The 20,198-nt window shown below is 73.7% G+C and carries 17 protein-coding genes; 3 read left to right on the top strand and 14 right to left on the bottom strand.

The features are described 5' to 3' along the window. Positions 1–4: 4 nt before the first annotated feature. On the bottom strand, positions 5–316 hold the full coding sequence (locus tag R3E88_20260; protein ID MEZ4218816.1) for a phosphoribosylpyrophosphate synthetase: 312 nt from the start codon (positions 314–316) through the stop codon (positions 5–7). 2 nt (positions 317–318) lie between these two features. Then, positions 319–780, bottom strand: coding sequence for a universal stress protein (locus tag R3E88_20255; protein MEZ4218815.1), 462 nt, complete (start codon positions 778–780; stop codon positions 319–321). A 241-nt stretch (positions 781–1,021) separates the two neighbouring features. Here R3E88_20255 and R3E88_20250 point away from each other — a divergent pair, with 241 nt between their 5' ends. From R3E88_20250 to R3E88_20240, 3 genes are all read left to right on the top strand, one after another. After that, positions 1,022–1,402: an encapsulin-associated ferritin-like protein gene (locus R3E88_20250; GenBank protein ID MEZ4218814.1), complete on the top strand. Its 381-nt coding sequence runs from the start codon at positions 1,022–1,024 to the stop codon at positions 1,400–1,402. Further along, the gene (locus tag R3E88_20245; GenBank protein MEZ4218813.1) at positions 1,399–2,202 is read left to right on the top strand and encodes a family 1 encapsulin nanocompartment shell protein; all 804 of its coding nucleotides are present in this window, start codon (positions 1,399–1,401) and stop codon (positions 2,200–2,202) included. The genes R3E88_20250 and R3E88_20245 overlap by 4 nt, the downstream gene beginning before the upstream one ends. Positions 2,203–2,330: 128 nt before the next feature. Continuing rightward, positions 2,331–2,825, top strand: a complete 495-nt coding sequence (locus R3E88_20240; protein MEZ4218812.1) for a carboxypeptidase-like regulatory domain-containing protein — start codon at positions 2,331–2,333, stop codon at positions 2,823–2,825. Positions 2,826–2,841: 16 nt separating this feature from the next. Here R3E88_20240 and R3E88_20235 read toward each other — a convergent pair whose 3' ends face one another. From R3E88_20235 to aspS, 12 genes are all read right to left on the bottom strand, one after another. Then, positions 2,842–4,212, bottom strand: coding sequence for a class II fumarate hydratase (locus tag R3E88_20235; protein MEZ4218811.1), 1,371 nt, complete (start codon positions 4,210–4,212; stop codon positions 2,842–2,844). A gap of 29 nt (positions 4,213–4,241) precedes the next feature. Then, a complete protein-coding gene (locus R3E88_20230; GenBank protein MEZ4218810.1) occupies positions 4,242–5,603 on the bottom strand; it encodes a sigma-54 dependent transcriptional regulator in 1,362 nt (453 codons plus the stop codon). Continuing rightward, entirely contained in the window at positions 5,591–6,067 is a 477-nt protein-coding gene (locus R3E88_20225) for a response regulator (protein ID MEZ4218809.1), read from the bottom strand. Before R3E88_20225 ends, R3E88_20230 begins: the two co-directional genes overlap by 13 nt. A 1-nt stretch (position 6,068) precedes the next feature. After that, entirely contained in the window at positions 6,069–7,652 is a 1,584-nt protein-coding gene (locus tag R3E88_20220; protein MEZ4218808.1) for an ATP-binding protein, read from the bottom strand. Between the two features lie 68 nt (positions 7,653–7,720). Continuing rightward, positions 7,721–8,908 carry a site-2 protease family protein gene (locus tag R3E88_20215; GenBank protein ID MEZ4218807.1) on the bottom strand — a complete coding sequence of 396 codons (1,188 nt, stop codon included), beginning with the start codon at positions 8,906–8,908 and terminating at the stop codon, positions 7,721–7,723. A gap of 61 nt (positions 8,909–8,969) precedes the next feature. After that, positions 8,970–11,243, bottom strand: coding sequence for a VTT domain-containing protein (locus R3E88_20210; protein ID MEZ4218806.1), 2,274 nt, complete (start codon positions 11,241–11,243; stop codon positions 8,970–8,972). Beyond that, positions 11,240–13,660: an acyl-CoA dehydrogenase gene (locus R3E88_20205; GenBank protein MEZ4218805.1), complete on the bottom strand. Its 2,421-nt coding sequence runs from the start codon at positions 13,658–13,660 to the stop codon at positions 11,240–11,242. Before R3E88_20205 ends, R3E88_20210 begins: the two co-directional genes overlap by 4 nt. Positions 13,661–13,839: 179 nt before the next feature. Next, complete coding sequence (sucD, locus tag R3E88_20200) at positions 13,840–14,715, bottom strand: succinate--CoA ligase subunit alpha (protein MEZ4218804.1); 876 nt, start codon at positions 14,713–14,715, stop codon at positions 13,840–13,842. A gap of 6 nt (positions 14,716–14,721) precedes the next feature. Then, positions 14,722–15,891 carry an ADP-forming succinate--CoA ligase subunit beta gene (gene sucC, locus R3E88_20195; GenBank protein MEZ4218803.1) on the bottom strand — a complete coding sequence of 390 codons (1,170 nt, stop codon included), beginning with the start codon at positions 15,889–15,891 and terminating at the stop codon, positions 14,722–14,724. A 100-nt stretch (positions 15,892–15,991) separates the two neighbouring features. Further along, entirely contained in the window at positions 15,992–16,921 is a 930-nt protein-coding gene (gene mdh, locus R3E88_20190) for a malate dehydrogenase (GenBank protein MEZ4218802.1), read from the bottom strand. A 92-nt stretch (positions 16,922–17,013) separates the two neighbouring features. Beyond that, on the bottom strand, positions 17,014–18,243 hold the full coding sequence (gene icd, locus R3E88_20185; GenBank protein MEZ4218801.1) for an NADP-dependent isocitrate dehydrogenase: 1,230 nt from the start codon (positions 18,241–18,243) through the stop codon (positions 17,014–17,016). A 139-nt stretch (positions 18,244–18,382) separates the two neighbouring features. Further along, on the bottom strand, positions 18,383–20,188 hold the full coding sequence (gene aspS, locus R3E88_20180; protein ID MEZ4218800.1) for an aspartate--tRNA ligase: 1,806 nt from the start codon (positions 20,186–20,188) through the stop codon (positions 18,383–18,385). Positions 20,189–20,198: the final 10 nt, after the last annotated feature.

Raw genomic sequence — 20,198 nt, 5'->3', positions numbered from 1 at the left:
GCCCTCACGCGGTGCGCGCGCGGTGCGCCGTCTCGAGGCGATGCACGAGCTCGGCGAGCCGCGCGTCGCCCTGGGGACCGTAGGTCGCGACCAGCGTGCCCCGCACGGATCCGTCGTCGGCGCGCACGGCGAACAGGACGGCCTCGTCCTGCGGGTCGGTGTCGCCCTCGAAGCGGGCGACCTCGTCGATCACGAGCTCCTCGGGAGCGTACGTGCGCTTCGCCGCGATGGCGCGCAGCCCCTCGCGCTCGGCGCGGAACGCGTCGCGGAAGCCCGCGCGTTCGAAGCGCCGGAGCGCGTCGCGCAGCGTCTCCATGCCTACTCCTCCCGGGCCGCGGGCACGACGAGCACCGGGCACGGCGCGCTGCGCAGCAGTCGCTCGGCGACGCTCCCGAGGAACACGTGCGCGAAGCCCGTGCGTCCGTGCGTGCCCATCACGATCAGGTCGGCCTCGAGCTTGCGCGCCGTCTCGGCCAGCACGAGTGCCACGTTCGAGCCCTCGTGCACGTGCGTGCGCACCTCGACGCCGTCCGGGATCTCGCCCGCGACGTCCTCGAGCAGCCGGCCCGCGCCGTCCGCCAGCCCGACCGGCGCCGGTGGCGCGCCCGTGCCGGGAAACGCGGCGTAGGTGTACGCCGGCCACTGCACGACGTGCACGAGATGGAGACGCGCACCGAAGCGCTTCGCGAAGTCGACGGCGGTGGCGAGCGCGGGGCGAACGGGATCCGAGAAGTCGTACGGAACGACGATGTCCTGGTAGTCCATCGCGACGTCCTCCATCGCGCGTCGATGCCGCCGCCCATCGCGCGCTGTCGTTTGTACAAAGCTCCCGCGCCTTCGATCGCGGCGGACGACTCACGACTCCATCGCCGGCCGCGGGAGCCGCTCCTTCGCGAGTGCGAGCCGCGTGCCAGGCGCGCGGCGCGCGCGACGCGACGCACGGCCAGCTGGCACGTCGCTTGCTCCTTCCCGCCGCATCGAACCGGCGTCCCGCCTCGGGCGCGCCGCACCGGGAGGATCGATGTCGACCCCGCACCTGCACGAGCCGCGCGACGAGCTGAGCACCGAGACGGTCGACCTGCACCGCGCGCTCGTCTCGCTGATCGAGGAGCTCGAGGCGGTCGACTGGTACGCACAGCGGGTCGACGCGACGCGCGACGACGAGCTCGCCTCCGTGCTCGCGCACAGCCGCGACGAGGAGAAGGAGCACGCCTGCATGACGCTCGAGTGGATCCGCCGCCGCGACCCGGGCTTCGACCGGCTGCTGCGGCGCTTCCTGTTCCGCGACGGCGCCATCGTCGGCGGCGAAGCGGCGCACGACGCAGCGCCCGACGACACGCTCCGCATCGGGAGCCTGCGCGGCGCGCCGACGGATCCGCCCGCCATGGAGGAAGCCTCGTGATCGAGCTGAACCGCCACCTCGCACCGATCAGCGGCGCGGCCTGGAAGCGCATCGAGGCGCAGGCGCGCGACGTGCTGAACGTCCACCTCGCCGCGCGGCGCATCGTCGAGTTCGAGGGGCCCGTCGGCTGGGAGACGTCCGCGCTCGACCTCGGCCGGGTCGAGCTGCTCGAGGGCGCTCCCGACGGCGGAACGACCGTGCGTCGCCGTGTCGTGCGCCCGCTGATCGAGCTGCGCGTTCCCTTCGCGCTCGAGCGCGCCGAGCTCGAGCGCGTCGACCGCGGCGCGCGCCGCGTCGACCTCGAGCCGCTCGCCGAGGCGGCGCGCACGTTCGCCGCCGCCGAGGACACCGCCGTCTTCGAAGGCTATGCGGACGCCGACATCCCGGGCCTCGTCACCGACGCCCAGCACGACGGCATCGCGCTTCCGAAGGAGCCCGAGCAGCTGCGCGACGCGGTGAGCGACGCCCTCGAGCTCCTGCGCGAGGCCGGCGTCGGTGGGCCGTACGCCCTGGCGCTCGGCCCCGCCGCCTACGCGCGACTCGATCGCGCGGCGGCTGCCGGCTACCCGGTGCTGCGCCACGTGCAGCGCCTGATCGACGCGCCCGTCGTGTGGGCACCGTCGCTGCGCGGCGGGCTCGTCGCGAGCCTGCGCGGCGGCGACTTCAAGCTCGTGTGCGGCCGCGACGCGTCGATCGGCTACCGCAAGCACGACGACGAGAAGGTCTGGCTGTACCTCGAGGAGAGCTTCAGTGCGGAGATCAACGGGCCGGAGGCCGTGGTGCCGCTGCTCGCCGCGTGACCGCGGCGATCCCACGGCCCCGTCGGCCCGACCCGCGCCGCGCGCGCCGCGCCCCCCCGCCGGCGCGCGCGGCGCCCTCGACTGCGAAGGCCCCGAAGTGGGCGAAGCAAGGAGAAGGAGGACACGACATGGAACGAAGGAACGCGATGCTGCGAGCCGTGGGCATCGCCGCGGCGGGCCTGCTCGCCGCGGCGACGGGCGCGCGGGCCGAGCCGTCTGCGGCCATGGACGCGAGCCCGCCACCGCCGCTCGCACCGCAGATGCAGCACGGCGTCGAGTTCGTGACCGGTGGCGTCGGCGACGCCGAGCAGACGGAGCTCTTCGCCGAGCCCGCGCGCGACTACAACGTGCGCATCACGCTCACCGACCCGGGCGGCGCCTATCTGAGCGACGTGCACGTGCGCATCGCGGACGCCGACGGGAACACGAAGCTCGACACGCGCACGAACGGGCCGCTGCTGCTCGTCGAGCTCGACGCCGGCCGGTACACCGTCGAGGCGACGCGCAGCGACGGTGGAGCCACCGAGCGTCGGACCCTCGACGTGCCGGCGGACGGCGCGATGCCCGTCCGCCTCTACGTCGCCCTCGCGATGCGCAGCGGCGCCGAGCACGGCCGCAGCTGAGACACCCTCGCCTCTCTCACCCCTCGCGGCCCGGGCGGGTCATCCGCTCGGGCCGCACCCACCGGTCGAACTCCTCGCCCGTGACCTCGCCGAGCGCGAGCGCCGCCTCGCGCAGCGTGAGGCCCTCTTCGTGCGCCTTCTTCGCGATGCGCGCCGCCGCGTCGTAGCCCGTGTGCGGCGCGAGCGCGGTCACGAGCATGAGCGAGCGCTCGAGGTGCTCGCGGATCCGCTCCGGCACGGGCTCGAGCCCGCGCAGGCAGTGCGCCTCGAAGTGCGCGACGGTCGCCGCCAGCACGTCGATCGCCTGCAACAGGTGATGGGCGATCAGCGGCGCGCACACGTTGAGCTCGAAGTTGCCCTGCGAACCGGCGATCGCGACCGACGTCTGGCTGCCGAGCACGTGCAGGCACGCCATCGCGAGCGCTTCCGCCTGCGTCGGGTTCACCTTCCCCGGCATGATCGACGACCCCGGCTCGTTCGCCGGGATGCGGAGCTCGCCGAGGCCGCTGCGCGGCCCCGAGGAGAGCCAGCGCACGTCGTTGGCGACCTTGAGCAGCGCGCCGGCGAGCGTCGCGAGCGCGCCCATGAGCGCGGTCGTCGCCTCGCGGCCGGCGAGCGCCGCGAACCGGTCGGGCGCGGTGCGCAGGGGCAGCCCCGTCCGCTCGCCGAGCCGGCGCGCGACCTCGTCCCCGAAGCGCTCGTGCGCGTTCAGCCCGGTGCCGACGGCCGTGCCGCCGATCGCGAGCTCGTGGACGAGCGGCAGCGCGGCCGCGATCGCGCGTCGCGCCGTGCGCACCTGGGCGGCCCAGCCACCGATCTCCTGGCCGAGCGTGAGCGGCGTCGCGTCCTGCAGGTGCGTGCGGCCGAGCTTCACGAGGCCCGCGTGCCGCGCGGCGAGCGCGTCGAGCGTCGCGAGCAGCGCGTCGAGCGCGGGGTCGAGCGCGTCGCGGACGGCGAGCGCGGCGGCGACGTGCATGGCGGTCGGGAACGTGTCGTTCGTCGACTGCCCGAGGTTCACGTGGTCGTTCGGGTGCACGGGCGCCTTCGCGCCGCGCGGCGCACCCGCGAGCTCGTTCGCGCGGTTCGCGACGACCTCGTTCACGTTCATGTGCGTCTGCGTGCCCGAGCCCGTCTGCCAGATCGAGAGCGGGAAGTCGGCCGCGTGCTCGCCGCGCGCGACCTCCTCGCTCGCGCGCGCGATCCAGCCGGCGACGTCGGGCGGGAGCAGCCCGAGCGCCTGGTTCGCCTCCGCGGCCGCGCGCTTGAGCATCCCGTAGGCGCGCACGATCGCGGCCGGCATGCGCTCGGCCGCGCGCCCGAAGTTCTCGAGCGCGCGCTGGGTCTGCGCGCCCCAGAGCGCGTCGTCGGCGACCTCGATCGCGCCCATGCTGTCGCGCTCGACGCGCGGCGCCACGCTCAGCCCTCCTCGCGCGCCCGGTAGACGCTGAGCCGGTTGTAGAGCGTCTTGAGGCTGATGCCGAGCACCTCGGCCGAGCGCTTCTTGTCGCCGTCGTACGCCTCGAGCGTCGCGAGGATGAGGCGCCGCTCGACGTCCGCGATCGAGGCGCCGACGCGCGCGTCGATCGCGACCGAGGGCGCCGTGGACGCGGCGCCGGGCGCCGATGTCGCCGGCAGCGCCTTCGCGTCGATGCGCTCCTCCGACAGGATCGCCGCGCGCTCGATCGCGTTCTTCAGCTCGCGCACGTTGCCCGGCCAGTCGTGCGCGAGGAGCGCCTCGCGCGCGTCGTCGCCGAGGCGCTTGCCCGTCCCGTCCCGCTCGTTGAGCGCGTCGAGGAAGACCTCCGCGAGCAGCACGGCGTCGTCGCCGCGCGCCCGCAACGGCGGCAGCTCGATCGGGAAGACGGAGAGCCGGTAGAGCAGGTCCTCGCGCAGCGCGCCGTCGCGCACGGCCTCGTGCGGCTCGCGGTTCGACGCTGCGACGACGCGCACGTCGACGTCGATCGGCGTCGTCGAGCCGACGCGCGTGATCGACCCCGTCTCGAGTACGCGCAGGAGCTTCACCTGCAGCTCGATCGGCATCTCGGTCAGCTCGTCGAGGAAGAGCGTTCCCCCGCTCGCCTGCTCGAAGTAGCCGCGCCGCAGGCGATCGGCGCCCGTGAAGCTCCCTTTCTCGTGGCCGAACAGCTCGCTCTCGATCAGCGACGGCGAGACGCCGCCGCAGTGGAGCACGACGAACGGCTGCTCGCTGCGGCGGCTGAGGCGGTGGACCGTCTCGGCGACGAGCTCCTTGCCGGTGCCGCTCTCGCCGGTCACGAAGACGGTGCTGTCGGTCGGCGCGACGCGCGCGACGAGGTCGTAGATCTCGCGCATCGGCTGCGAGCGCCCGACGAGCGCGCCGAAGCGCCCGAGCTCCCGCAGCTCGTCGCGCAGCGACGCCACCTCGCGCTTGAGCCCGCGCGTGCGCGCGACGTTCGTCAGGATCGTGCGCAGGCGCGCGCGGTCGACGGGCTTCTGCAGGAAGTCGAGCGCGCCCGCGCGCAGCGCGCGCACGACGCTCTCGGCATCGGCGCGCCCGGTCGTCACGACGACCTCGCCGGCGCGCGCCGCGTCGTCGCCGGCGAGCAGGTCGAGCCCGTCGCCGTCGGGGAGCGCGAGGTCGAGCAGGACCATGTCGGCGGGCTCGGCGTCGAGCAGCTTGCGCGCGCGCTCGAGCGTCGACGCCTCGCGCGTCGCGAACCCCTCCCGCGCGACGAGTGCGACGAGGCTCTCGCGCAGGTCGGTGTCGTCCTCGACGATCAACGCCGTCAGTCCCGCCATCGCGGCTCCCTCCCCCGCCCCTCTCGCGCACGCGCCGGCGGCGGCTGGTTCAGCGACAGCCAGTACCGCACCGCCTCCGCGATGTACGCGCCCGGGCTGCGCGCATCGTGTCGCTTCACGACGAAGCTGTTGGCGCCGAGCGCGTAGCAGCGCTCGACGTCGGCCTCGCGGTCCGACGACGAGAGCACGACGACCGGGACGTCGGCGATCGCGTCCGCGGCGCGGATGCGGCGCAGCACCTCGAGCCCGTCGACGCGCGGCATCTTGAGGTCGAGGAGCACGACCGCGGGTCGCGGCGCGCGCACTTCGCCGTCGCCCTCGAGGCCGAGGGCTTCGAGCGCTTCCTGTCCGTCGCGCGCGACGGCGACGCTCGCGTCGACGCCCGAGCGCTGCAGCGCGCGCAGCGCCACGTCGACTTCGTCGCGGTCGTCGTCGACGAGCAGGACGTCCACCCGGCCGCTCATGTCATTCCGTCTCCGATGCCGCGCCCGAGGCCGGCGCGCCGAGCTCGGGAAGCGCGAACCCGAACACGGCGCCGCGACCCATCTCGCCGCGCGCCCACACGCGTCCGCGGTGGCGCCGCACGATGCGCGCGACGGTCGCGAGGCCGACGCCCGTGCCCTCGACCTCGTCGTCCGCGTGGAGTCGCTCGAACAGGCCGAATAGCTTGCCCGCATAGCGCATGTCGAAGCCGCGACCGTTGTCGGCCACCTCGTAGTGGAGCTCGCCGCCGTCGCGCCATCCGCGCACCTCGACGCGCCTCTTGTCGTTCCCGCGCGAGTACTTGAGCGCGTTCGAGAACAGGTTGGCGAGCACGTCGCCGATCAGTCGCCGGTCGCCGCGCGCCGGCGGGAGCGGCTCGAGCACGAGCTCGGCGTCGCCGTGGTCGAGCTCGGCGGCGCGCGCCTGCGCGAACGCGTCGCGCGCGAGCGCGGTCATGTCCACGCGGTCGTGCGCGAGCTCGGCGCGCCCCGCGCGCGACAGGTGCAGCAGCCCGTCGAGCAGGTCGACGCCGCGCAGCGCGCTGCGCCGCACGCGGCCGATCAGCGCGAGGCCGTCGTCGTCGAGCGCCCGGCTCGCGTAGTCCTCCTCGAGGATCGCCGCGAAGTTGAGGATCGCGCCGAGGGGCGAGCGCAGGTCGTGCGAGACCGAGTGGTTGAACGCCTGGAGCTCCTCGATCGCGTCCTCGAGATCCTCGGTCCGCTCGGCGACGCGCGACTCGAGCTCGACGTTGAGCCGCTCGAGCGCGCGCTGCTCGTCCTCGAGGAGGCGGTTGCTCGCGGCGAGGACGCGCGTCTGGTGGCGCGCGCGCCGCCACTCGTGGAGGAGCACGGCGAGCACGAGGGAGAGCGCGATGCTCGCGCCGAGCAGGTACTCGGGATAGGGCCAGAGCGTCGTGCGCGCGAGCGCGCGCGTCGGCCGCAGCTCGAGCTCCCACGCGCCCGCGTCGGGAACGCGGATCGTCGTCGTCGCGTGCCACCAGCCCGCGGCGTCGCCGACGTCCTCGAGGTCGCGCGCGAAGACGCGCCGCCCCGCCCGCCGCACGTCGATCGCGTAGCCGCGCGCGCGCTCGCCGAGGATCGAGTCGAGCTGCCGCTCGACGCCGAAGCGCGCGACGAGCGCGAGCGGCGGCGCGGGCGACGCCGCGCCACCGCCGGGCTCTACGGGAATGCGCATCTCGTAGGTCGCGACGCTCTCGTCGCTCGTCGCGGCGCGGTCGGGCGCGTCGCCGCTGCGCCACTCGATGGCGTCGAGCCCGTCGATCATCGCGACGAGCGTGTCGGCCTCGCGGCGCCAGGTGTCGGGATCGCGCGCGCCCGCGCGCTCCCAGCGCGCCGCGAACGACGCGAGGACGGAGCGCGCCGCGACGACGTCGCGCACGACGCTGTCGTCGAGATCGGCGGCGATCGAGCTCGTCGTCGCGAGCACGCGCTCGCGGCGGCTCGTCCGCAGCCCGTCCCACATCCAGATCGAGACCGCGCACGCCACGACCGCGACGGCGATCGGGAGGCGCGGTCCGGGGCTGCCGGTGTCGAAGGGTCCGCCCACGCCCGCATTGTATCGGCGGCGCCGCGTTCGCCGACGCGCGCGCGCGCGAGGGCGCCCCCAGACCGCCCTCACGCGCGCGCGCCCGCGTCTTCTCCGCGGGCGGGCTCGAGCACGCGGCGGATCTCGAGGAAGCGCGCGACCGCATCCTTGGTGAGCAGGCCGACCAGGCGATCGTCGTGCACGACGAGCAGGCGTCCGCTGCGCGTGCGCGCGAGCTGCTTCAGTGCATCGGTCAGCGGCGCCTGCGGTCCGATGCAGAGCGCGTCGTCGATCGGCGTCATGCGATCCTTGACCGTCATCGCGGCGCGCTCCTCGCGATCGAGATCGCGCAGCGCGGTCACCGCCACGATGCCGACGGGCGTCTCGCCGTCGAGCACCGGGTAGGCGCGGTAGCCGTGGCGCAGGAAGTAGTGCTCGGCGAGGTCGTCGAGCGACAGCTGCGGCGCGACGCCGACCGGGTCGGCGATCGCGACGTCGCCGACGCTCACGTCCGCGAGCGACTGCACGAGCACGAGGTTCTGGTAGCCGGCCTCGGCCGTTCCGCGCAGGAAGAGCCCGATCAGGATCAGCCAGAGCCCGCCGACGAGCGCGCCCGAGAAGATCTCGAGCCCGCCGAGCACCATGAGCCCGACCGCGATGCCCTTGCCGGCGCTCGAGGCCACGCGCGTCGAGCGGCGCAGCGACCCCGTCCGCCACCACGCCAGCGCGCGCAGGATGCGCCCGCCGTCGAGCGGAAGCCCGGGCAGCAGGTTGAACACGCCGAGCGCCGTGTTGATCCACGCGAGATAGAGCGTCACGCCCGCCGCGAGGGGCGTGGCGAGGCCCGCCATCGCCGCGTGGAGCGACGCGAACGCCGCCGCGAGCGCGAAGCTCGCGAGCGGGCCGACGACCGCGACGCGCAGCTCGGTGCGCGCGTCGCGCGGCTCGTCGGCGATCTGCGAGACGCCGCCGAACAGGAAGAGCGTGATCGACGGGACCTCGATGCCCGCGCGCTTCGCGACGAGCGTGTGCGCGAGCTCGTGCGCGACGATCGATGCGAAGAAGCCGACCGTCGCGACGACGGCCGCCGCCCAGACCGCCGGCGTCGACGCGCCGGGATGCATCGAGGGAAGGAACCCTGCGCCGAGGCTCACCAGCACCAGGGCGAACAGGATCGCCCAGCTGACGTCGATGCGGACCTCCGTCCCCGCGATGCGGAAGAGCGTGAGGCCACGGCGCACGGGGCGCGCATCGTCGGGAAATCGCGGTCGCGACATGTCGGTCCTCCTCTCGTCGCGGGCCGCGCGCGGCCCGTGCACGTGCGGCGTCGCGCCGGCCTCAGGGGCTCGGCGCGCCACGGCCCGTCGAGCCCCTCGAACGGGCGTGGATGCGGCGCGCGGCGAAGGCCGCGCCCACGACGGCGGCGAGCGCGAGCAGCGCGAGCGCGACGTTGGCCGCGCTCGGCGCGACCAGCGCCGCGCGCAGGCGATCGCCGCCGAAGGCGAGCACGAGCGATCCCGGCAGCGTGCCGATCGCCGTGCCGAGCGCGAAATCGCGCAGCGTCACGCGGCTCGCCCCGGCGACGAGGTTCAACACCGCGAAGGGCGCGATCGGGACGATCCGCACCATCACCGTCGCGAGCACGCCGCGCCGCGCGAGGCGCTCGTTCAGCGCGTTCGCGCGCGCGCCCGCGACGCGGCGCACCGTCTCGCGCCACAGCCGGCGCCCGATCGCGTGGCCGGCGATCGCGGCCAGCACGACGCCCACCCACGAGACGGCCGCCCCGAGCCAGGGCCCGAGCGCGGCTCCCGTCGCCGCCGTCGTCAGCGTGACCGGGACGAGCAGCAGGCTCGCGACGACGAACAGCGCGACGACGCCGACCAGGCCCGCGGGCGAGTGGCGGAGCGCCTCGACGGCGCCGGCGACCCGCGCGGCGTCGATGCGATCGCCGAGCGGCGTCGCCGTCCACAGCAGCGCCGCGACGGCGACGACCGCGAGCACTGCGAACAGGCCGGCGAGGCGGCGGCGCGGCGACGGCCCGGTCGCGAGCGGTGCCGGCATCGCCTCCTGCTCGAAGCGCTCGACGAGCTCCTCGAGCGGCGCGGGGTGCTCGGGGTCGACCGCGCCGATCGCATCCACGAGCGCCGCTCCGTCGGGCCCGGTCTCGACCTCGATCGGGCGCAGCTGGCGCGCCTCGTCCCCCTCCGCGCCGAGCGCGTCGATCGTGCGCACGAGCGAGTGCGTGACGTCGAGCGCCTCCGCGACGCGCGCGCGCGCGACGCCCAGGTGCTCGGCCAGGAGGTCGTTGCGGAAGCGCGCGATCGCGGCGCGCGTGCGGTCGGCGCCCTGCGCGACGAGCGCGACGTCGCACTCCGTGTCGAGACCCATCGAGCGGTTCGACAGGTTCGCCGACCCGACGCGCGCGAGCTCGTCGTCGACGACGAGCACCTTCGCGTGCACGTTGATCCCGACACCGGACGGCAGATCCGCGCGCGCGGGGTAGAGCACGCGCAGCCGGCGCCCGCTCGCGTCGGCCGCGCGCAGCCGCCGCACGACGGCGTCGCGCAGCGTTCCCATCGTTCCTTCCTCGAGCCAGCCCTCGTTGGCGCGCGGGCCGACGACGACGACCTCCGGCCCGCCGGCCTCCTCGAGCCGTTCCGCGAGCCAGCCCGCGATGCGCGACGACGTCAGGTACTGGTTCTCGACGTAGATCCAGCGGCGCGCCGAGCGGATCGCATCGCGGTAGAGCGCCTCGACCTCGCGCACCTCCGGCGCGCCGGCGTGGCTCGCGACCGTGCGCGCGATGCCGACCCGCACGCCGCGCGCGCTCGGCTCGAGGCGCGGCGGCCAGGCGTCGCCGCGCACGAGCGGCGGCTGCAGGCGCTCGCCCGTCGCGCGCCGCCAGCGCTCGCGCGCGAGGGCGCCGACGGCGCGCGCAGCCTCGCCGTCGACGGCCACCTGCACGTCGTGGAACGGGCCGTACGGCGCGCCGGACGGCGTCGTGCGCCGCGGCTCGTCCGCGGCGTGCGCGCGCGTGTCCCAGCGGTGCGCGGTCAGATCGAGCCCACCGACGAACGCGATCGAATCGTCGACGACGACGAGCTTCTGGTGGTGGCTCGCCGCGGCCGGATGCGCGCCGTCCATCGCGAAGCGCACGCGCCGGTGCGTGCGCGCGCCGAAGCGGAGCAGGGGCAGGAACTCGCGCTCGAGCGAGTAGAGGGCGGCGAAGTCCCACGCGAGGACGTTCGCGCGCAGCGAGGGCCGCGCGCGCACGAGCGCGTCGAGCAGCGCGACGAGCTCCGTCGGCCACTCGCCGGGCTCGTCGGCGCGCGGCGCGCCGCGCCGCAGCTCGACCTCGCTGTGGAAGTCCCATCCGACGAGCCAGATCTGATGGCGCGCGCGCTCGAGCGCGTCGGCGATCGCCGCGAACGTCTCCTCGCCGTCGACGAGGAAGCGCAGGCGGCGCGCGCGCGCGATGCGCCAGCAGTTCTCGCCCTCGACGAGCAGCCCGGCGCGCGCCGGCCGGCGTGCGAAGCGCAGCGGCGCGCGCGCGGACGCCGGCGCCCGCGGCCCCTCGGCCCCGCGCCGCGGCCGCGCGCCGTCCGGTCTCATCGCCGCAGCTCCGCGTAGGCCCCCGGCGCGAACGCATCCACGCGAATCGCCTCGTCGCGCGCGCGGTCGGCCGCGGTGAGCGCGGCGAGCTCGTCGTCGCCGATGCATCCCGCAGCGCGCGCGCGCTCGGCGAGCTCGCGCCCCGGCGCGTGCTCGATGCGGCCCTCCGCGACCGCGCGCCGCAGCTTGGCCTCGACGGCGAGCGCGGCGCGCGCGTCCCGCAGCGCGCTCTCGAGCCGGCCGAGCCCGGGCTCGTCGCCGCGCGGGAGATGGATGCCGGCGGTGAGGTGCTCGCGCGCGTCGGGGTCGTCGAGCAGCGCGCGCGCGCACGCGGTGCCCGCGGCGTCGTCGGGGCCGCGCTCGCGCCGACCGAGCGGGAAGACGAGGACGCGCGCCGCGCGCGCGAGTGCGCGCGACGGCAGGTTGCGCAGCACGCCGTCGAGCGCGGCGTCGACTTCGGAGAGCGCGTGGTCGAGCGCCCAGCGCGCCAGCGCGCGGTCGCGCTCCTTCGCGCCGTCCTGCGCGAAGCGCTGCACGACGGCCGACCCGATGTAGAGCCACGCGAGCGCGTCGGCGAGGCGTCCCGTCAGCTTCTCGCGGCGCTTGAGCTCGCCGCCGAGGCTCGCCATCGACAGGTCGGACACGAGCGCGAACGCGGCGCTCGCGCGTCCGAGGCGCCGGCAGCCGCGCCGCACGAGCGGGTGCGGCGAGTGCCCGCGCTGCAGGCGGCCGCCCGTGAGTCCGAGCGCGAAGGCGCGCAGCGCCGTCGTCGCGACGAAGCCGACGTGTCCGAAGAACGCGCGGTCGAAGGCCGCGAGGTCGCCGTCGCGCGACGCGCTCATCTCGGCGAGCACGAAGGGATGCGAGCGGATCGCGCCCTGGCCGTAGATGATCATCGAGCGCGTGAGGATGTTCGCGCCCTCGACCGTGATGGCGATGGGCACCGTCGCGTAGAGGCGGCCGAGCACGTTGCGCGGGCCGCGCATGATCGCGGCGCCGGCGCGGATGTCCATCGCGTCGTTGGCGATGCGGCGCAGGCTCTCCGTGCAGTAGCACTTCACGATCGCCGACGGGACGGCGGGCTTCTCGCCGGCGTCGACGCCCTCGAGCGCGAGGCTGCGCGCCGCGGTCGTCGCGTAGGTGAGGCCGGCGATGCGCGCGAGCGGCTCCTCCACACCCTCGAAGCGTCCGATCGGCGTGTCGAACTGCTCGCGCACCATCGCGTAGGCGCTCGTGACGCGCGCGGCGAGCTTCGCGCCCGCGACCGAGACCGACGGGAGCGAGATGGCGCGCCCGGCCGCGAGGCACTCCATCAGCATCTTCCAGCCGCGCCCCGCGCCCTCGACACCGCCGATGATCGCGTCGATCGGGACGAAGACGTCGTCGCCCTCGATGGGCCCGTTCTGGAACGGCACGCCGTTGGGGTCGTGGCGGTCGCCGATCTCGATGCCCGGCAGGTCGGCGGGCACGAGCGCGCACGTGATGCCGAGGTCTTCGCGCTCGCCGATCAGGTGGTCGGGGTCGCGCAGGCGGAACGCGAGACCGATCAGCGTCGCGACCGGCGCGAGCGTGATGTAGCGCTTGCTCCAGCGAAGTCGGATCCCGAGCACCTCGTCCGAGCGCCACTTGCCGCGGCACACGACGCCCTCGCTCTGCGTCGCGGCCGCGTCGCTCCCGGCCTCGGGGCCCGTCAGCGCGAAGCACGGGATCTCCTCGCCGCGCGCGAGCCGCGGCAGCCAGTGCTCGCGCTGCTCCTCGGTTCCGTAGGCGAGCAGGAGCTCGGCGGGGCCGAGCGAGTTCGGGACCATCGCGGTGACGGCCGCCGTCACGCTGCGACTGGCGAGCTTCTCGACCACCGCGGCATGGCCGCGCGCCGAGAAGCCGAGGCCGCCGTAGCGCTCGGGGATCACGAGGCCGAAGAAGCGCTCGTCGCGCAGACGCTGCCAGACGTCGTCGGGGAGGTCGCCGGACTGCGTGACGTCCCACTCGTCGAGCCGCGCGCAGAGCGCCTCGACCGGCCCGTCGAGGAACGCCTGCTCGCGCGCGCCGAGCTCGCCGCGCTCCTCGGCGAGCAGCCGCTTCCAGTCGGGCGCGCCCGAGAAGAGCTCGCCGTCCCATCCGACGCCGCCGGCCTCGAGCGCGGTGCGCTCCGTCTCGCCGAGCCGCGGCAGCATGCGCGCGAGTCGCGGCAGGACGTGACGGGTGACGAGACGGCGGCGCAGCGGCGGGATCGCGAAGGTGACGACGAGCGCTGCGAAGACGAGCGCGACCGCGCCGAACGCGGCCCACGACGCGGGGCCCGACACCGCCCACGCCGCGAGCATCGCGGCGCACGCGGCCGCGGCGCCCAGCAGCGGACGTCCGACGAAGACGAGCGCGAGCCCGCCGAGCAGCGCGAGCGCCGCGGAGATGGTCATGGTGCGAGCCCTCCCTCGAGGCCGGTCGTCGACCCGACGAGGAAGAGCAAAGGGCGTGCCGCCGCGCGCGCGGCGAGGCGCGGAGCGTGGCGCGACGCAGCGCGCGGCGATGCGCGACGCGCGCGTCCTGTGGAGCGCGATTGTAGAAACGGGAACGGCGCGCGCGAGGCGCGCGCCGCCTAGAGCACCTTCGCCGCGTGCTTCGCGAGCGTCGAGCCCATCTCGCTCGGCGCCTTCGCGACCGCGATGCCGCACGCCTCGAGCGCGGCCATCTTGTCGGCGGCCTTGCCCTTGCCGCCCGCGATGATCGCGCCAGCGTGGCCCATGCGCTTGCCGGGCGGCGCGTTCTGGCCCGCGATGAACGCCGCGACGGGCTTCGTCATGTGGTCGCGGATGAACGCGGCCGCCGTCTCCTCGGCGCTGCCGCCGATCTCGCCGATCATGATGACGGCCTTCGTGTCGGGGTCCTCTTCGAACTGCGCGAGGACGTCGACGAACGTGCTGCCGATGATCGGATCGCCGCCGATCCCGACGCACGTGCTCTGGCCGATGCCGAGGCGCGAGAGCTGGTCGACCGCTTCGTAGGTCAGCGTCCCCGAGCGCGACACGACACCGACGGGGCCCGGGCGCGTGATCTGCGCCGGCATGATGCCGATGCGGCACTGGCCGGGCGTCACGAGCCCCGGGCAGTTCGGACCGACGACGCGCACCTTCGTGCCGCGCAGCGCGGCCTTCGTCTTCGCCATGTCGATCGCCGGGATGTGCTCGGTGATGCAGACGACGAGGTCGAGCCCCGCGGCGGCCGCCTCGGCGACCGAATCCGCGGCGCCGGACGCGGGCACGAAGATCTCGGACGCGTTCGCGCCCGTCTTCTCGACCGCCTCCTTCACGGTGTCGAACACCGGGATGCCCTCGATGGTCGAGCCACCGCGCCCGGGGTGCACGCCGCCGACGACGTTCGTGCCGTACTCGATCGACAGCTTCGCGTGGAACTGCCCCATCTTGCCCATGCCCTGGACGAGGAGCTTCGTGTTCTTGTCGCACAGGATCGCCATGGCCAGCTACCTCGCGCCCTTGGCGGCGGCCACGGCCTTCTCGCCGGCCTCCGCGAGCGTCTCCGCAGGAGTGATGTCGAGCCCGGAGTCGGCGAGGATGGCGCGGCCCTCCTGCGCCATCGTTCCCTGCAGCCGGACGACGAGGGGCACCTGGAGGCCGAGCTCCTTCGCGGCCGCGACGACGCCCTCGGCGATCAGGTCGCAGCGCACGATGCCGCCGAAGATGTTGACGAGGATCGCCTTCACGTTGGCGTCGCGCAGGATGAGGCTGAAGGCCTGCTTCACCTTCTCCTTGTCCGCGCCGCCGCCCGCGTCGAGGAAGTTCGCCGGCCGGCCGCCGCAGTGGTGGATCATGTCGAGCGTCGCCATCGCGAGGCCGGCGCCGTTCACCATGCAGCCGATGTTGCCGTCGAGGCCGACGTAGGAGAGGTCGATCTCGTTGGCCTCGCGTTCGCGCGGATCCTCCTCCTCGGGGTCGCGCATCGCGGCGACGTCCGGGTGGCGATAGAGCGCGTTGTCGTCGAAGTTGAGCTTGCCGTCGAGCGCGAACAGGTCGCCCTGCTTCGTCACCACGAGCGGGTTGATCTCGACGAGCGAGCAGTCCTTCTCGACGTACAGGCTCCAGAGCGCGCCGAGGAACGCCTCGAACTTCGCGACCTGGTCCTTGTCGAGCCCGAGGCCGAAGCCGATCTGGCGCGCCTGCCACGGGCGCAGCCCGACGTTCGGGTGGACGAAGACGGTCTGGATCTTGTCGGGCGTCTTCGCGGCGACCTCCTCGATGTCCATGCCGCCCTCGGTCGACGCGATGATCGCGAAGTCCTCGGTGGCGCGGTCGAGCGTGATCGCGAGGTAGAGCTCGCGCGCGATGTCGCTGCCCGCTTCGACGTAGACCTTGCGGACGAGCTTGCCCTCGGGCCCCGTCTGGTGCGTGACGAGCTGCATGCCGAGGATCTCGCTCGCGTGCTGCTTCGCCTCGCCGGGCGACTTCGCGAGCTTGACGCCGCCACCCTTGCCGCGACCGCCCGCGTGGATCTGCGCCTTCACGACGACGACACCCGTGCCGAGGCGCTTCGCGACGGCCTCCGCCTCGGCCGGCGTCTCCGCGAGCCCGCCCTCGGGCACGGCCACGCCGAAGTCGCGAAACAGCTGCTTCGCCTGGTACTCGTGAACGTTCATCGCGCATCCTCGTTCGCGCGCGGCGCGCGCGGGAGTGGCCTCCGCGAGAGGCGGGGAGCCGACGGGCGAGCCCCGTCGGCGGGGTGCGGGCCGGCCCCGCTCAGAGCTGGATCTGGTCGACGAGCGTCTTCACGTGGTGGACGGAGGCGTCGAAGAGCTTCTGCTCCTCGCCGTTCAGCTCGACCTCGATGATGCGCTCGACGCCGTTCGCGCCGAGCACGCACGGCACGCCGACGTAGAGCCCGTCGACGCCGTACTCGCCCTCGCACAGGCACGCGCACGCGAGCACGCGCTTCTTGTCCTTGAGGATCGACTCGGCCATCTCGATGGCGGAGAGCGCCGGCGAGACGAACGCCGAGCCCGTCTTGAGGAGCGCCACGACCTCGCCGCCCGCGCCCTTCGTGCGCTCGACGATCGCGTCGATCTTCTCCTTCGCGAGCAGCTTCTCGACGGGAATGCCGGCCACCGTGCAGTAGCGCACGAGCGGCACCATGGTGTCGCCGTGGCCGCCGAGCACGAGCGCCGTCACGTCCTCGACCGACACGCCGAGCTCCCACGCGACGAAGCTGCGGAAGCGCGTCGAGTCGAGCACGCCCGCCATGCCGACGACGCGGTTCTTCGGGAAGCCCGACTTCTCCTTGAACGTGTAGACCATCGCGTCGAGCGGGTTGCTGACGACGATGACGTAGGCGTTCGGCGCGTGCGTGCGCACGCCTTCCGCGACCTGCGTCATGATCTTGAGGTTGGTGGCGAGCAGGTCGTCGCGCGACATGCCGGGCTTGCGCGCGAGGCCGGCGGTGATGATCACGAGGTCCGCGCCGGCGATGCCCTCGTAGGAGTTGGCGCCGCTGATGTGCGCGTCGGAGCCGACGAGCGGCGCGCCCTCGGCCATGTCGAGCGCCTTGCCTTGCGGCAGGCCCTCGACGACGTCGAAGATCACGACGTCGCCGAGCTCGCGGTACGCGATCTGCTCGGCGAGCACGCCGCCGATGTTGCCACCCCCGATCAGAGCGATCTTCGGTCGAGCCATCCTTCCAGTCTCCGTCCCGTGCGTTCCGTTCGTGCGTTCGTGCGTTCGTGCGTTCGTGCGTCCGGCTGCGGCGCGCCGCGCGGGGCCGCGCCTCAGCCCATGTTCGAGATGATCGCGTCGCCGAACTCCGAGCACTTGAGCTTCGTGGCGCCGTCCATGAGGCGCTCGAAGTCGTAGGTCACGGTCTTGTTCGCGATCGACTTCGTGATGCCCTTCTCGATGAGGTCCGCGGCCTCGTTCCAGCCGAGGTGCTCGAGCATCATCACGCCCGAGAGGATCACCGAGCTCGGGTTCACCTTGTCCTGGCCGGCGTACTTGGGCGCCGTCCCGTGCGTCGCCTCGAAGATGCCGTGGCCCGTGTCGTAGTTGATGTTCGCGCCGGGCGCGATGCCGATGCCGCCCACCTGCGCCGCGAGCGCGTCGGACAGGTAGTCGCCGTTCAGGTTCATCGTCGCGATCACGTCGAACTCGTTCGCGCGCGTCAGCACCTGCTGCAGCGTGATGTCCGCGATCGAGTCCTTGATCAGCACCTGGCCCGCCGGCGGGTTGCCGCCGCAGTCGTCCCAGCCGACGGCCTTCCCCGCGAACTCCTCCTTCACGAGCTGGTATCCCCAGTCGCGGAAGGCGCCCTCGGTGAACTTCATGATGTTGCCCTTGTGGACGAGCGTGACGCTCGCGCGCTTCTTCTCGACCGCATAACGAACGGCGGCGCGCACGAGGCGGTACGTGCCCTCCTTCGACACGGGCTTGATGCCGATGCCCGACGAGCCGGGGAAGCGGATCTTGTTCACGCCCATCTGCGTCTGGAGGAAGTCGAGGACCTTCTTGACCTCGGGCGTGCCGGCCTCCCACTCGACGCCGGCGTAGATGTCCTCGGTGTTCTCGCGGAAGATCACCATGTCGACGTCCTGCGGGCTGCGGACGGGCGACGGGACACCCGGGTACCACTTCACCGGGCGCAGGCAGACGTAGAGGTCGAGGATCTGTCGCAGCGCGACGTTGAGGCTGCGGATGCCGCCGCCGACCGGCGTCGTGAGCGGCCCCTTGATGCCGACGAGGTATTCGCGGAACGCGTCGAGCGTGTCGTCGGGCAGCCAGCTCTTCGTCTGGTTGAACGCCTTCTCGCCGGCGAGCACTTCCTTCCAGACGATCTTGCGCTCGCCGCCGTAGGCCTTCGCGACCGCGGCATCGAAGACGCGCACGGAGGCGGCCCAGATGTCGGGCCCGGTGCCGTCGCCCTCGATGAACGGGATGATGGGGTCGTTCGGAACGGAGAGGACTCCGCTCGCATCCAGCGTGATCTTGGTTCCGGTGGTGGTCATGGCGGCGCAGTAGATACGCGATTCACGCGGCCGACGCCATGCAGAAGACGGGGCCGGAGGAGCCCGCGGAACGCCGTTCTGGAGCGTACGCCGGAGCGGGTGTGCGGGCGCCGGCCGAGGCGCCGCGGCGCGCCGCTCCCTAGGCCTTCGGCCGTGCGACGACGCGCAGCGACAGCTCGTCGAGCTGCTCGCGCGCGACCGGCGACGGGCTCTGCATCAGGAGGTCCTGGCCCCGCTGCGTCTTCGGGAAGGCCAGCACGTCGCGCAGGTTGTCGGCGCCGCACAGCACCATGGCGAAGCGGTCGAAGCCGAAGGCGAAGCCGCCGTGCGGGGGCGCGCCGGCGTCGAGCGCGCGCAGCAGGAAGCCGAAGCGCTCCTCCATCTCGGCCGGCGAGTAGCCCATCACCTCGAGGATGCGCCGCTGCACGTCGCTGCGGTGATTGCGCAGGCTGCCGGAGCCGAGCTCGACGCCGTTCAGGACGACGTCGTAGTGCGTGCCGCGCACGCGTTCGGGCTCCTGCCACAGGAGCGGAACGTCCTCGTCGACGGGTGCGACGAACGGCTGGTGCACGTACGTGAGCGCGCCCTTCTCGTCGCGCTCGAAGACCGGGAAGTCGACGACGATCAGCACGTCCCACGGCCGATCCTCGACGCGGCCGAGCCGCTGGCCGAGGTCGACGCGCAGCCGCGCGAGGATGGCGTTCGCCTTGTCCGCCGCGTCGGCCTGGAAGAAGAGCACGTGGCCGGGCTTGGCGCCGGTGCGCTCGGTGATGCGCGCCTTGTCGTCGTCGGAGAGGAACTTCGCGATCGGCGACTGCCAGGTGCCGTCGGGCTGGATGCGGATCCAGCCGAGTCCCTTCGCGCCGAGCTCCTTCCTGACGAACGACTCGAGACGGTCGATCTCGCTGCGCGACAGCGCGTCGCCCGCGTCGGCGATCGGCAGGCACTTCACGATGCCGCCCGCGTCGACGGCGCCGCGGAACGCGCGGAACTCGCTCGTCGCGAACACGTCCGTCAGGTCGACGAGCTCGAGGCGGATGCGCGTGTCGGGCCGATCGATGCCGAAGCGATCCATCGCCTCGCGATACGAGATGCGGCGGAACGGGCGCGCGAGCTCGACGCCCGCCGCGCTGCGCGCGCACTCGGCGGTCACTTCCTCGAGCACCGCGAGCACTTCCTCGACGTCGCAGAACGACAGCTCGAGGTCGATCTGCGTGAACTCGAGCTGGCGATCCGCGCGGCCGTCCTCGTCGCGGAAGCAGCGCGCGATCTGGAAGTAGCGGTCGAAGCCCGCGATCATGAACATCTGCTTCATCAGCTGCGGCGACTGCGGGAGCGCGTAGAACTCGCCGGGCTGGAGGCGGCTCGGCACGAGCACGTCGCGCGCGCCCTCGGGCGTCGAGCGCGCGAGCATCGGCGTCTCGATCTCGAGGAAGCCGAGCGCGCTGAGCGTGCGCCGCGCGGCCTGCGCGAGCTCGTGGCGCACGCGCATGTTGCGCTGCATCACCGGGCGGCGCAGGTCGTGGAGCCGGTGCTCGAGCCGCGTGTTCTCGGCGATCTCCGCGTCGTCCTCGATCGGGAACGGCGGCGGCGTGGCCGTGTTCAGCACGCGCAGCTCGGACGCGGCGATCTCGACCTCGCCCGTCGCGAGGTCGGCATTCACCGTCTCGGCGCTGCGGCGCTCGACCGTCCCGCGCACGGCGACGACCCACTCGGATCGCAAGTCGTGTGCGCGCGCGTGGACCTCGGGCGCCTGCTCGGGGCGGAAGACGACCTGCACGAGCCCTTCGCGGTCGCGCAGGTCGACGAAGATGAGACCGCCGTGGTCGCGGCGACGGTGGACCCAGCCGGCGACGACGACCTCGGTGCCGATCGCGTCCGTGCGCAGTGCGCCGCAGGCGTGCGTGCGGCGCAGACCGGTCATGCCGTCGAGCTTCGCGCCCAAGCCAAGTGCT

It is taken from the genome of Myxococcota bacterium (assembly GCA_041389495.1).
Taxonomy (GTDB): Bacteria; Myxococcota_A; UBA9160; order UBA9160; family UBA4427; genus JAWKRT01.
This window is presented reverse-complemented; position numbering and strand designations above follow the sequence as displayed.